The 12,069-nt window shown below is 58.8% G+C and carries 9 protein-coding genes; all 9 read right to left on the bottom strand.

From position 1 onward, the window contains the following. Positions 1-13: 13 nt before the first annotated feature. From L466_RS11580 to tagH, 9 genes are read right to left on the bottom strand one after another with little or no spacing between them, the layout of a single operon-like run. Positions 14-1,450 (bottom strand): serine/threonine protein kinase, encoded by a 1,437-nt coding sequence (locus L466_RS11580; protein ID WP_032680807.1) that lies wholly within the window; start codon positions 1,448-1,450, stop codon positions 14-16. Positions 1,451-1,474: 24 nt separating this feature from the next. After that, a complete protein-coding gene (tssH, locus tag L466_RS11585) occupies positions 1,475-4,090 on the bottom strand; it encodes a type VI secretion system ATPase TssH (RefSeq protein WP_032680806.1) in 2,616 nt (871 codons plus the stop codon). Between the two features lie 34 nt (positions 4,091-4,124). Next, a complete protein-coding gene (gene tssG / locus L466_RS11590; RefSeq protein WP_032680805.1) occupies positions 4,125-5,168 on the bottom strand; it encodes a type VI secretion system baseplate subunit TssG in 1,044 nt (347 codons plus the stop codon). Beyond that, positions 5,165-7,036 (bottom strand): type VI secretion system baseplate subunit TssF, encoded by a 1,872-nt coding sequence (gene tssF / locus L466_RS11595; protein ID WP_020883467.1) that lies wholly within the window; start codon positions 7,034-7,036, stop codon positions 5,165-5,167. The genes tssG and tssF overlap by 4 nt, the downstream gene beginning before the upstream one ends. A gap of 2 nt (positions 7,037-7,038) precedes the next feature. Next, on the bottom strand, positions 7,039-7,602 hold the full coding sequence (tssE, locus tag L466_RS11600; protein WP_010432861.1) for a type VI secretion system baseplate subunit TssE: 564 nt from the start codon (positions 7,600-7,602) through the stop codon (positions 7,039-7,041). After that, positions 7,595-8,407 (bottom strand): type VI secretion system accessory protein TagJ, encoded by an 813-nt coding sequence (locus L466_RS11605; RefSeq protein WP_032680804.1) that lies wholly within the window; start codon positions 8,405-8,407, stop codon positions 7,595-7,597. Before L466_RS11605 ends, tssE begins: the two co-directional genes overlap by 8 nt. Before the next feature lie 9 nt (positions 8,408-8,416). Continuing rightward, entirely contained in the window at positions 8,417-9,403 is a 987-nt protein-coding gene (locus L466_RS11610) for a hypothetical protein (RefSeq protein ID WP_020883465.1), read from the bottom strand. 16 nt (positions 9,404-9,419) lie between these two features. Further along, positions 9,420-10,217, bottom strand: coding sequence for a PP2C family protein-serine/threonine phosphatase (locus L466_RS11615; protein ID WP_014170545.1), 798 nt, complete (start codon positions 10,215-10,217; stop codon positions 9,420-9,422). Continuing rightward, complete coding sequence (gene tagH / locus L466_RS11620) at positions 10,214-11,998, bottom strand: type VI secretion system-associated FHA domain protein TagH (RefSeq protein WP_032680803.1); 1,785 nt, start codon at positions 11,996-11,998, stop codon at positions 10,214-10,216. The genes L466_RS11615 and tagH overlap by 4 nt, the downstream gene beginning before the upstream one ends. Between the last annotated feature and the right edge of the window lie 71 nt (positions 11,999-12,069).

The raw sequence follows: 12,069 nt of genomic DNA, 5'->3' as shown, positions 1-12,069 counted from the left end.
CTGCTTACCTTACTTACGGATTCACCAGCCAGGTGCCAGGCTTCGCAATATCCAGCGTCTGGGTACGCGTTTTCCCGTTGCCCTGCAGTTCAATTCTGGCCTCGCCCGCAGGTAGCTTGAGCGATGCATAACCGTTATTCGCCGGACGCAGTGTTTTTGGCTCACCGTTCACTTTCAGGGTCTCACCGTCAAGAATACGGATATAGACCAGTGCCACCGGGCTGGTATCCACCGGCGGGGTGGCCGGTTGCGCTGTCGCAGTCGGTGCAGTCTGTTCACTGGCTTTCGCCGTTTCCGGTTTCACTTCCGGCGCGTTCGATGCGGTTTCAACGGGGCGCGTCTCAGCGGGGGCCTGCGCCGCCTGCTCTGGCGCATCATGGTCGCCACCGCTAAACAGCATCGCTCCGGCGACGACGCCAACCAGCACGCCCGCAGCAACCATTGCCGGGATTTTATACCGGTGCCAGTCCAGTGCAGAAGCCGGTGCTTCTTCCTCTACCGGTACCAGCATCGTGCCCGGTTTTTTCGCGCTCAGTACATCGTCGATACCCGCTACCGGCATCTCAATCAGCGCCGCGAATTCATCGATGGATTGCGGTCGGTCTTCCATGTGCAACGCCAGCGCCCGGTCGATGGCCTGCAGCAGCGAGAGGGAATAGCCCTGTGGCTGCAGTTCCACCAGCGGTTTGCAGGTGTCCTGGATTGAGCGCACCACGCTGACCGGCGGCGGTGAGCCGACAATCAGGGTACGCAGTACGGCGCCGAGGGCATAAATATCCGTCCACGGGCCCTGCTCGCTTTCGTTGTCGTCAGTGTACTGCTCGATCGGCGCAAAGCCCGGGCGCAGCATGGTTTCCGTCTCATCAGAGAGATTACCAATGGTGCGGCGCGCAGAGCCGAAATCGAGCAGAACCGGCAGGCCGTTGTCCTGAATCTGGATGTTATCCAGAGAGATGTCGCGGTGCAGATAGCCTTCGTCATGGATTGTCTTAATGGCACCGAACAGCATGGGCAGCATACGACGGATCCAGGCTTCGTTAATCAGCTCCGGTTTTTGTTCGCGCAGGCGGGAAAGCGTGGTACCGCTATAGAACAGCGTTCCCATATAGGCCGTATCGTTTTGCACCCAGAAACGCAGCACGTGAAGCAGGTTCGGGTGGTTGAAGCGCGCCAGCAGGCGGGCTTCCTGAATGAAGCTGTTCAGGCCGGCGGAAAACGCTTTGCCAAAACGTTCACTGCGCAGTACCAGCGTCATATCGTCGCCGCGCACGGCGAGCGAGGCAGGCATGAATTCTTTGATAGCGATAGTGCGTTCGAGCTGATGATCCCACGCGCGATAGACGATGCCGAACCCGCCGCCGCCGATCACCTCTTTAATTTCAAACTCGTTGAAGCGATACCCGACCGGGAGCGCGTTTGGGACAGTCCGATTGTTATCATTATCCGTCATCTTTTACAGTTCTCTTGATGATTATTACGCGGCAAACTGACAGTGAAACTCGCCCTGCTCACAGGTGACGTGCAGACGTCGGTACTGCTCATCGCTGCGGCTGGCGGTAAGTAATATCTGGCTCATCTGAGGCAGCAAGGTGTTTGTCAGAATAGCGTCCACCATGCGGCCGCCAGACTCCACCTCGGTACAGCGCTGAACAATTTGTTCCACCACGCTGTCATCAAACTCGGAAATAATATTGTGATTCTCTTGCAGACGACGCTGAATGCGTTTGAGCTGCAGGCGGACAATCTGCCCCAGCATCTCGTCGCTCAGTGGATAATACGGCACCACCAGCAGACGGCCCAGCAGCGCTGGCGGGAAGACCTCCAGCAGCGGCTGACGCAACGCGCCGCTTAACGCCTCAGGCTCAGGCATCAGTTCCGGATCGGCACACATGGCGCTGATCAGATCGGTGCCGACGTTGGACGTCAGAATAATGATGGTGTTACGGAAATCAATATGGCGGCCCTCGCCATCTTCCATCCAGCCTTTATCGAAGACCTGGAAGAAGATTTCATGTACATCCGGGTGCGCTTTTTCAATTTCGTCCAGCAAGACCACGCTGTACGGGCGACGGCGAACGGCCTCGGTTAACACCCCGCCTTCACCATAACCCACGTATCCCGGAGGCGCACCTTTTAAGGTGGAAACGGTGTGGGCTTCCTGGAATTCACTCATGTTGATGGTGATAACGTTCTGCTCACCACCATAAAGCGACTCCGCCAACGCCAGTGCGGTTTCCGTTTTCCCCACGCCGGACGGGCCACAGAGCATAAATACGCCAACAGGTTTGTTCGGATCGTCGAGTTTCGCCCGCGAGGTTTTCACGCGGCGGGCAATCAGATCCAGGCCGTGACGCTGGCCGATGACGCGCTGGTTGAGGGTATCAGCCAGGTTGAGCACCGCATCAATCTCGTTTTTCACCATCCGGCCCAGCGGGATACCGGTCCAGTCAGAGACCACCGCCGCCACCACGTTTTCATCCACCGCCGCAAACAGCAGCGGCTCGTCGCCCTGTAAAGCGTTGAGCGCCTGCTGCTGCGCGTTAAGCTCGCTGCGCAGTTCGCCGGTCTCGTCATCACCCGCGGCAAACAGCGCGGCACGCAGGCGGATGATTTCAGTCACAAGAGCACGTTCCTCTTCCCAGCGCTGGGTCAGGGCTTCGCGCTTTGTTTCGTATATATCGCGCTCGGCGGTCAAGGCTGCGACGCGCTCCGGATCGCCGGCACCCACGCGCGCTTCGCGTCCGGCAATCTCGATCTCCACATCCAGGGCCGCGAGATGGCGCAGGCAATCTTCCAGCTGTACCGGTGGCGCGCTCTGGCTGACCGCCACGCGGGCACACGCAGTATCAAGCAGCGCAACGGCTTTATCCGGCAACTGACGCGCCGGAATATAACGATGTGACAGCTTGACCGCTGCGCTGACCGCTTCGTCGAGAAGCAGTACCTGGTGATGCGTCTCCAGCGGTGACACGGTGCTACGCAGCATCAGAATGGCTTTGGCTTCGTCCGGCTCGTGAACCTGTACCGTCTGGAAACGACGGGTCAGCGCCGGGTCTTTCTCGATGTATTTTTTGTATTCCGCCCACGTGGTGGCACCGATGGTGCGCAGTTGCCCGCGCGCCAGGGCCGGCTTTAACAGGTTAGCGGCATCACCGGTACCCTGCTGGCCGCCTGCGCCAATCAGGGTGTGGATCTCATCGATAAACAGAATGACTGGCGTAGCGCTGGACTGCACTTCATTAATCAGGGCCTGTAGACGCGCTTCGAACTCGCCTTTCATGCCTGCGCCGGCCTGCAGCATGCCGATATCCAGCAGCCAAAGCTGAATATTCTGCAGCGGTGCCGGCACGTCGCCTTCGGCGATACGCAGCGCCAGCCCTTCCACCACCGCCGTTTTGCCAACGCCAGCTTCCCCAGTCAGCAGCGGGTTATTCTGGCGACGGCGCATCAGAATATCGACCATCTGGCGGATCTCTTCATCGCGCCCGACAACCGGGTCAATCTTCCCTTCACGGGCGCGCGCGGTCAGGTCCTGACCATACTGGGCCAACGTCCCCTGTGCGGCAGGCACCGTACCGGCTGGCGTATCCGCGGCAGCGGCCGCCTGCTGCGTCTCTTTGCTCTGAGCGCAAATCGCATCAAACTGCTCGATCAGCACGTCGACGTTAAGGCGGGTGAACTGCGCCGAGATGCTTTTCAGCACGTTAGCCAGATTCCAGGTTTTCAGGATGCCAATCAGTAAATGTCCGCCGCGAATACGGCTGACGCCATACTTCAGCGAGCCAAACACCCACGCGCGCTCCACGGCGCTGTCGATATGTTCTGACAGATCGGAAACAGAACTCGCGCCACGTGGCAGCGCATCCAGTGCGGCCACGATATCGCGCGTCAGCTGCTGTTCATCGAGGGCAAAATGACGAATCACCTGTTGCAGATCGCCATCCTGCTGCTGCATCAGCTGATGCAGCCAGTGCACCAGCTCAACATAGGGGTTGCCGCGCAGCTTGCAGAACGCGGTGGCGCTTTCCAGTGAGGTAAATAACAGCGTATCCAGTTTGCCGAAAAGCACGGCACGGCTGATTTCTGACATGTTCGGTTCCGTTGATAACAATGCGTTAGAAAAATTATCGCTCTGCGCGATACACCAGATCGCCACGTGGGACAGGCTGAGGCTGAAGGCCCAGCCAGGTGTTGTAACCTAACCGCCCGGCGCTACCGAGCGAGGCACCCTGCACCGCGTCGGCGCGCAGAATAACCCGAGTTTCCCATTCAAATTCTACCCCTGCGTACTGGCGTACCCAGTCGCGCAGTTCAGTGACCCACGCTTCGCCTGGCAGGAAGCGGTTGTACTCTTCCGCGCTCAGTGGGCCGATTTCGATACGAAACTTGTGCTGCACGTCGCGCACCGCAACGCCGAGAAAAGCGGATTCTCCCATCCGCGGCAGACGACGCCCTTCACCCAACTGCGCCTGTTCCCGCGGCGAAAGCGGCATCCACTGCGCCACGTTCGTGACCAGTTTTACCGGGGCGTTAAAATAGTTGCGCAGGATCTTCTCCAGCCCTTCCGGATCCCGGGCGTGACGGGTCAGGTGTCCGGCGTGAGTAAAACGGGCATGTGCGCTCAGGCTGCCTTTGGTCATCTGCCCCGGCTGGCCCATGCCGATCAAGGATGCCAGATACCCCTCAAAGCGTTTATTGTCCGCGCGGTCAAGAGAGACGGCGGGCTGCGCATCAGCCCAGGCACGGTAAAACAACAGCGTCAGGCGATGATGGAACAGATCGGCAAACGCGCTCAGGCTGGTGTCCTGATGATGATGAATACGCTCCCGGGCGTACTCTGTCATATGGACAGGCAGCGGGCCATTTGGACCAAACAGACCGAAGCTGAGGATAGACACCTCGTGCAGCCCGTTCTCGTCACGCTGGCGCACCTGCGCGAGGGTCGACGGCGCAAAGCTCATCGATGGCTGCTGACCGATACGTAACGGCTCAAATTTCGGCAGCGGCGCGCGCCCCAGCGGATAACGTTCACCGCCCTGGGCATCAATGCGTCTTAATAGCTGGAACAGATCGTAGCGCCACGGCGTCTCGCGAACGCCGCGCCAGAAAGCGTCCGGCAACGGCGTCAGGCGATGGACACGCAGCGGCGCGGAGGCGACTTCGCTCATAGTAGTGCCCTTTTCCCCATACGCGGTGCCCAGTAGCCAATCTCACCGCGCTGCTGACTCTTCAGCGTGAATTCAGTAAAGCTGTTGATGGACACCAGACGGGCAAACAGGCGTTCCAGCACGCTGCCGAAAAGCCAGGGGCTGGCGCCGGAAAACGCACGCTCATCCACCGTCAGAGTAATGCCGATCCCGCGCGCAAAGACCACCGGACCCGGCTCCGGGACGCGACGGTGAACCGGCTCCAGCACGCAGTGGCGAACGCCCTCAACCTGACGTGCAACCGGCGTCTCCGCCAGGTTAGCATACAGCCCCAACAGCTGACGCAGGGCGGCGGCGCCCTCTTCGTTTTCGCTGTCCATCAGGCTGAGATAGTTCATCTGCAGCTGGCTGATCAATCGCCAGGTGCTAAACCCTTCGGCCAGAGCCGGACGCGGCGGCGTTGGGCCTTTTCGCAGGGTCAGGGATTTCACCGGCATGGAATCGGCCATGATGAACTGTCCGAGTTCCTGCTGAAGCATCAGCGGCAGGTCGCGGCTGGTGCACAATACTTCCGCGGAGATATAGCGCAGATTTTCCTGCCAGGGTGCATGCTGTTCATCCACCAGCGAAACAAAGACTTCGGAGCCGATATAACCGGTGCGGGTGCCGTAGCGCAGGGCATGTTCAGAGAGCACTCGCTGCTCGCGGCGCAGGGAAAAATAGGCGCCATAGTTGCCCGCATCACCGCTCCAGGTGCTCCAGAAAGGACGAAACGTCTGGTCGTCACGCTGGCCGTCGGCACTGCCGAAGATTTTGTTTACCGCATAAATTTCATAATCCAGGGGACGGATGTTATCCACCACCAGATGATATTCATGCTGGCTCTCACTCAGCTTCTGCCGCGCCGCCACTTTCGGAAAAAGGTTGATCACCGGCGTGCAATGCATCGCCAGATGGCTGGCATCAACCACCCGCTCCAGTTGCTCATCGCTTTTATCCAGCAGGATGAAAATATCGAACGCTTTTTCATTTTCACAGTGCTGGATAAGCTTGCCCAGACCGCTGAGGCTGATAAAGCGGAACCGTGCCGGAAACGCAAAGTATTCCTGCAGCAGACGATAGCCGTCAAAGTTGCGCAGGTCGTCCGGAAGCAGCGCCTGGTCCGGCTCAAACCCTTCCTGTCGTAAGGCATCCGCAGAGAGCAGCTGTCGCTGCGGGTGCTTGCTGACGGTCTGGCAGACAATCCCGGCGTGGTGCTCCATGACCAGCTCAAGCAGCTTGAGCGCTTCAATATCCGGGCCGCTAAGGAAAAACTCCAGACGGTCAAAATCCAGATGCCCAAGATGCTGCGGGCCATCACAGGCAATGCGGATCCGTAACGCGCTGTTGATCCCCCGCTGGCTCAGGCCCAGCTGCGCCAGCGGCAGATCGGCAGGCACACCGCCCAGCTCGACCTTATCGATTTTCAGCGGCAACAGATTAACTTCATGCGCCGTGGTGTAACTGCAGGTGACCCCGGTCTTTTTCAGCGCCAGGCTGTCCATCATGGTGCCGCGCGGCACCTTAAAACCGTTGCTCAGATCGCCACGCGTGCTGTCGGGCTGGATTTCAGCAATCGCCATTGAGGGGGTTGGCGCGAGATAGTTTGGCGCAATCATTTCCAGCAAACGCTGGGAGAAGCGCGGGAACTCCGCATCCATTTTCATTTGCACGCGGGAGGTCAGGAACGCGAACCCCTCCATCAGGCGTTCTGTATACGGATCCGCCACTTCGATGCCGCGCATGCCCAGTCGACCCGCAACTTTGGGATAGCGCTCGGCAAATTCAGCGCCCATTTCACGCAGATAGGCCAGTTCACGGTTGTAATATTCGAGCAGTTTACTTTCCATGATCACCCCGCATCTTTCAGTTCAAAATGGCCGTTTTCCAGATCGACATCGGTGCGAAACAGAAACTCCAGCGGGTACGGCACACACCACAGACGCCCTTTTATCTCAATGGACAACACGTTGTGCAGATCCAGTGACGAGGTGTCTGACACGCAGCGGACCTGCAGTCCCTGCGGCAAAATACGCGGTTCAAAGTTAATGATGGCCTCGGTAAGCTTGCGCTGAATGTCGTGCCATTCAATGTCTGACATTCTTTTCCCGGCCAGCGGCGCGACGCCAAAATTAACCACCGAGCGGTTCACATGCGGCAACGCGCTCAGGTCACCGGATGCGTCATGGTTGATGGTGTTAAACAACCACTGCAGATCCCGCAGCACGTTACGGCGCAGGGCGGCGTGGGTAATCAGATTACTGTTGGCGGACTCGCGTTTTTTTTCCGGATCGTTATCGGTGAGGCGATCCAGCAGCGAGGGCTGCATTTTATCGCGCGCCCCCACCTTCTCCTGCTTGCTGCGGGCTTGCCAGCCGCTGCGCAGCAGATCGCCTTCGCCAGCGGGATTACTCATGGGCTCCATCCGCAGCAAACGTCACCAGGTTCAACGACAGCAATGGGCTTTCGCTTTGCTCGCTAAGCCAGGCTTTCTGCCCCATGCCTTCATACAGCGTGCCGTCATTGTCGAGCGGCAGCCACTCGGTGGTGCGCGCGAGCTTAACCGCGTCAGACGCATCCGGTGCGAAAGGATAGCGCGCCGGGATCTGGCAAACCTGTTCGGTACCGTCCGTCAGGCGCACCAGCGCATGACGCCACACCAGGTCAGTCACGCTGGCAGGGGCCTGGAAACGGATCTCGGCGATGGCGTTAAACGGCAGCCAGAAATAACGGCCGTTGACGATGGTTTCACACACGGGCCCCAGACGAGCATCGCCGTCCATCAGCCATGCGAATGCCTGCGTCTCGTCATTCTCAAGTGTGATTTGACCCGCCGTTGCCTGCGCCTGCTCAAGGGCTTCCAGACGCAGCGCCTGAGCACGCTCTCCCGCGTCATTAAGCGCGGCGGCAAGCGTGGTAAGCCACGGCCACTGCGTTTCAGGCATGGCAGGACGAGCCTGCCCCGCCATCACCTGCGCGCGCTGCAGCTCGCCCTGGATGGACTGCTCCAGCAGGGTAACGGTTGGTTTAGCCTGGGGCTTAAGTGCCAGCCAGCTTTTCAGCTGAGTCAGGGCACGCGTCCAGTTACCACTGAGGGTCAAAAACTGCACAAACGCGGCGCGGAGATCGGCATCGGCCGGACGGGCTTTGATCTCAGCTTCAAGACGCACCAGCGCGTCACTCAGCGATTCACCCGCCAGGTGTTGATAGAGCGTATTCATAGCCATTCCTTAGTTTGCCGCGCGCCAGGCGCCGACTGCCGGATCGCGCAGCTGAGGGCGCAGGGTGTCAATCAGGACGATATTGAGCGTTGTACCAGGGGTAACCCAGGCGCCCCAGATTTTTTTCACCGCGGCGATACGCGCCTGCAGTTTTGCATCGTCGCTGGCGGTCTCACGTGAAATCTCCACGGCCACCGTGCCGTTGCTTTTCCAGCCGTTGAGGCTGCTGTCGTAAGGCAGGATCATCCAGCTCTGGTCGCTGTTGGAGGTGCTGAAAACCATGCGCTCTTTGTTGACGGAGGTGATCAGCGCGTTTTCCGGGTCGGCACTTTGATTCAGTCCCATGACCGGGAAGCCGTGAATGTAGGTCACCGGTATCTCTTTTTGTCCACCATTACGGGACTGGGAGATAACCGTGTGACCACTCAGCCAGCTCCCGTTTCCGCAGCGGGTGGTGTCTGAATCCGGAATAAAGAGCGCCGGAGCAGATGAGCCCCCTTCCCAGAAGGTACGCAGATGGCAGCCGTCCTGAAGGGTAAATTCCTGCCACGGCGTGCGATCGGCAGCAACCGTGTGGGTTTCCGCGTTTTGGTCCGGCGGCAGCAACGCACCGCTGGCCGGAGTACTCACTGGCGCAGTCTGCTGCTGTTTTACCACCAGCGCCCAGTCCTGCGCTTTGCCTGCTGTCCCCTGCGCCAGCGTCGTTCCGGACGGATCGTTCAGCGTCCAGCTCAGTTTACTGACTTTGCTGCACTGGTGTTCCAGCAGCGAGCCCAGACGCGGGACAAAGTTCTCCAGAACCGAGACGTCTTTGTTGCCGTTCGCCACGATACGCAGCGCAATCTCTGACTTACACCAGCTCTGTGGGGTGTTGTCTTTGATGTTATCAATCCAGATATCCAGCTTCTGCGCAGGAGACTGCACAATGCGGAAATTCTCAGCCTGCGCGGTGGACGCCACCGCCAGAAGTGCTAAACCCGATAGCCAAAGTTTCATATCGTTCCTTGTGTGTCTAATCAGTTCCGCAGGGAAGAAATTGTGCTGCGTCAGAAAGCGTATGCAGCAAAGTGGTGTCCTGAGGGTTACCCATCCATACCGCCAGGGCGGTATAGTTATCCTGAGCATTCCCCTCCTGTTCGCCATTCTTTTGGATGATTTGGTTCATTAAGGTCAGCCACTCTTGTGGCGTGTTAACCATGTGCAGCGACTGTTTCATCTGTTCTTCGCTGACGCCGTGCCAGAAACCGTCTGTACAGAGTAGAAATGCATCTCCGTCTTCGACCTGCACCACATCGCTGTAGCTCGCTTCCGGCCCACCGTTTTCAATACCCAGCGCCAGATAGAGCAGATTGCTGTTGAGGTTATCGGTGTCGTGCCCTGCATCTTTCATCTGCTGAACCAGGCTGTGATCGGTGGTGACATGCCACAGCCAGCCCCGGCGAAACAGATACAGGCGGCTGTCCCCGGCATGTGCCCAGTAGGCCAGTCGGTAATCTCTGTCGATAAACAGACTGACCAGCGTGGTGCCCATCCGACGATAATCCTGAACCGCCTGCTGTTCGCTGAGAATAGTGCGATTCGCCGTTTGCACATAGTCGCGAATATGCTGCGCGTTCAGGTGCTTGTCGCCATCGAAGCGGGAGATAATACTGTTGCGGGCCAGTTCAGCGGCCACCTCACCGCCCGGCAGACCAGCGATACCATCACAGACGACAAAGCAGGCTGAACGTTCCCCTATGGTTTCTCCCGTCTGATCCTGGTTGCTGGCGCGCGTCCCCTGGCGGGAGAGAGAAGCCGTTGCGATATTCATTTTTCTTCCGATCCGCTCTGTGAGTCTTTGTACTGATTTACCTCCATGTCATAAGCATGGAGGAAGGCTTCGCCAAACAGGGTATGGAAGTCATCCTCAATCTCGCCTGCCGTTTCACCATAGCTGCGGACAAAGTAGTCCCACAGTGCGGCTTTGCGGCTGCCCGGCAGCGCCAGTCGGGAGGTCATCCCGTTCTGCTTCGCCTGCTCTTCCAGCTGTTCCGGGTTGAAGGATTGCAGCATGGCGGCAATGATGGCGCGGATACCGGAGATCATACCCAGCTGATGCGCCTGCAGATCGATCAGCGCGTCACGCACGGATTTTGTCGGCGGCATAAAGCCCGGCATTGGCGTACCGAACATCTGGATCAGAACGGTTTTCCCGGTCGGCAACAGTTTGAACGGGTTGTTGGCATCATCAAGTACCATGGTCATATCGGCTTTTACGCCGCGCTTAAGAATGGAGCGCGAAGAAAGCAGCGCCACGGTGCCCTGAGAGAACATGCCCAGAATTTGCCCCAGCTGACGCATATTTTCGCGGTCAAACTGCGGGACGGGCTGCATTTCGCTGAGCCCCATCCCTTCCAGCAGTGCCTCAAGTAATTCGCCCTGCAATACTTCACCCTTTTCGCCATTATGGGCTGCTGGCGACGCCGCGTTTTTGACCGGGTCAATACGCAAACGCCCTTTAGGTGCCTGGGCATTACTGCGCGCTACGGCCTGCGGAGTTGGCATGGTGAAGCCGGCATAATCCGGTCGCGCCGGCTCTTCTTCTTCCACGCGCGGCGGCACCTGCGGCTCAGGAGCAAACAGCGGAGAAGCGGCAAGGACGTCCTCTTCCTGTTCTGCTTCCGGCTCTGGCGTCAGGTCTGGCTCAACGACGGTCTCTGGCTTATCGCCGACAATCTCATCCGGATGGGTTAACGGCGCCCCGCCCATCAACCCGAGGGGGTCATCATTTCGTGCAGCAGGTGCGCTGGCACTACCGCCAAACAGTGCCAGCGGATCGAGTTCATCCGTCTGCTCTTCTTGTGGCTGCGCAGGTTTAGCTTCATTGGGCGGCACCAGCGTAGACGGGGTGACGTCGTCAAAAATGCTCTCTTTTTTGAACAATGCTTCGTCACTGAACAGCGTATCCGGATCCACGTTCTTACGCTCAAGCTTCGGATCGCTGTCATTGAACATCGCCAGCGGATCTTCAGCGTTACGCTCAGGTGCGACAGGCTGGGAGAACGGATCGTGCGACGCTGCCGGCTGCGGCTTCGCCCGAGAACTGGAAATGCTGTCGGAGATAGAGAACTCCTGCATCAGGCTATCCCAGATTTCCGACGGCACAGCAGTCGGTTCCGCCTTCCCGCGCGGGGCGGCGCTCGCAGGCTTTGGCTGCGGGGCTGCCGCAGGGGCCGCGGCTGGACGCGCCTGCTGCTGCATGGTCGCCGCCATGCGGCTGACTGGCTGCGTATCATGAATCAGTTCGGTCACTTCGATACGGTAATCATCAATACCGAGAATGTCCCCATCCTGCAGCTCAACCTGACGCCCGCGCTCAAGCGGAATGTCATTCAATACCACGCGGGTGACGCTGCCACGGTTAGTGACGCGGCATTCGCCCTGGGCGTCAACGTGAACAATGGCCTGCAAACGCGAGATGGTGCGGTCATTGTCCGGCAATACCAGATTGTTATCCGTACCGCGCCCAATGGTGCCGCCCGGGGCATAAAAATCACAGCTGCTCTGCGGCGGCTGATGACCGGGTTTTGTAGAAATAATCGTGAATCGCATGGCGTATTCCTGCTGGTATGATTAGCGCTCAAACGCTGCCGCTCTCGGGGCGAGAACGGCGGCGTTTGAGG

This window comes from Enterobacter sp. BIDMC 30, assembly GCF_000534355.1.
GTDB lineage: Bacteria > Pseudomonadota > Gammaproteobacteria > Enterobacterales > Enterobacteriaceae > Enterobacter > Enterobacter ludwigii.
The sequence above is the reverse complement of the archived record's forward strand: the minus strand, read 5'-3'. Positions and strand labels throughout refer to the sequence as shown.

Bases quoted from the DNA above. Each gene is read 5' to 3' on its own strand.
- L466_RS11580 (WP_032680807.1), bottom strand. From the start codon at position 1,450: ATGACGGATAATGATAACAATCGGACTGTCCCAAACGCGCTCCCGGTC.
- tssH (WP_032680806.1), bottom strand. From the start codon at position 4,090: ATGTCAGAAATCAGCCGTGCCGTGCTTTTCGGCAAACTGGATACGCTG.
- tssG (WP_032680805.1), bottom strand. From the start codon at position 5,168: ATGAGCGAAGTCGCCTCCGCGCCGCTGCGTGTCCATCGCCTGACGCCG.
- tssF (WP_020883467.1), bottom strand. From the start codon at position 7,036: ATGGAAAGTAAACTGCTCGAATATTACAACCGTGAACTGGCCTATCTG.
- tssE (WP_010432861.1), bottom strand. From the start codon at position 7,602: ATGAGTAATCCCGCTGGCGAAGGCGATCTGCTGCGCAGCGGCTGGCAA.
- L466_RS11605 (WP_032680804.1), bottom strand. From the start codon at position 8,407: ATGAATACGCTCTATCAACACCTGGCGGGTGAATCGCTGAGTGACGCG.
- L466_RS11610 (WP_020883465.1), bottom strand. From the start codon at position 9,403: ATGAAACTTTGGCTATCGGGTTTAGCACTTCTGGCGGTGGCGTCCACC.
- L466_RS11615 (WP_014170545.1), bottom strand. From the start codon at position 10,217: ATGAATATCGCAACGGCTTCTCTCTCCCGCCAGGGGACGCGCGCCAGC.
- tagH (WP_032680803.1), bottom strand. From the start codon at position 11,998: ATGCGATTCACGATTATTTCTACAAAACCCGGTCATCAGCCGCCGCAG.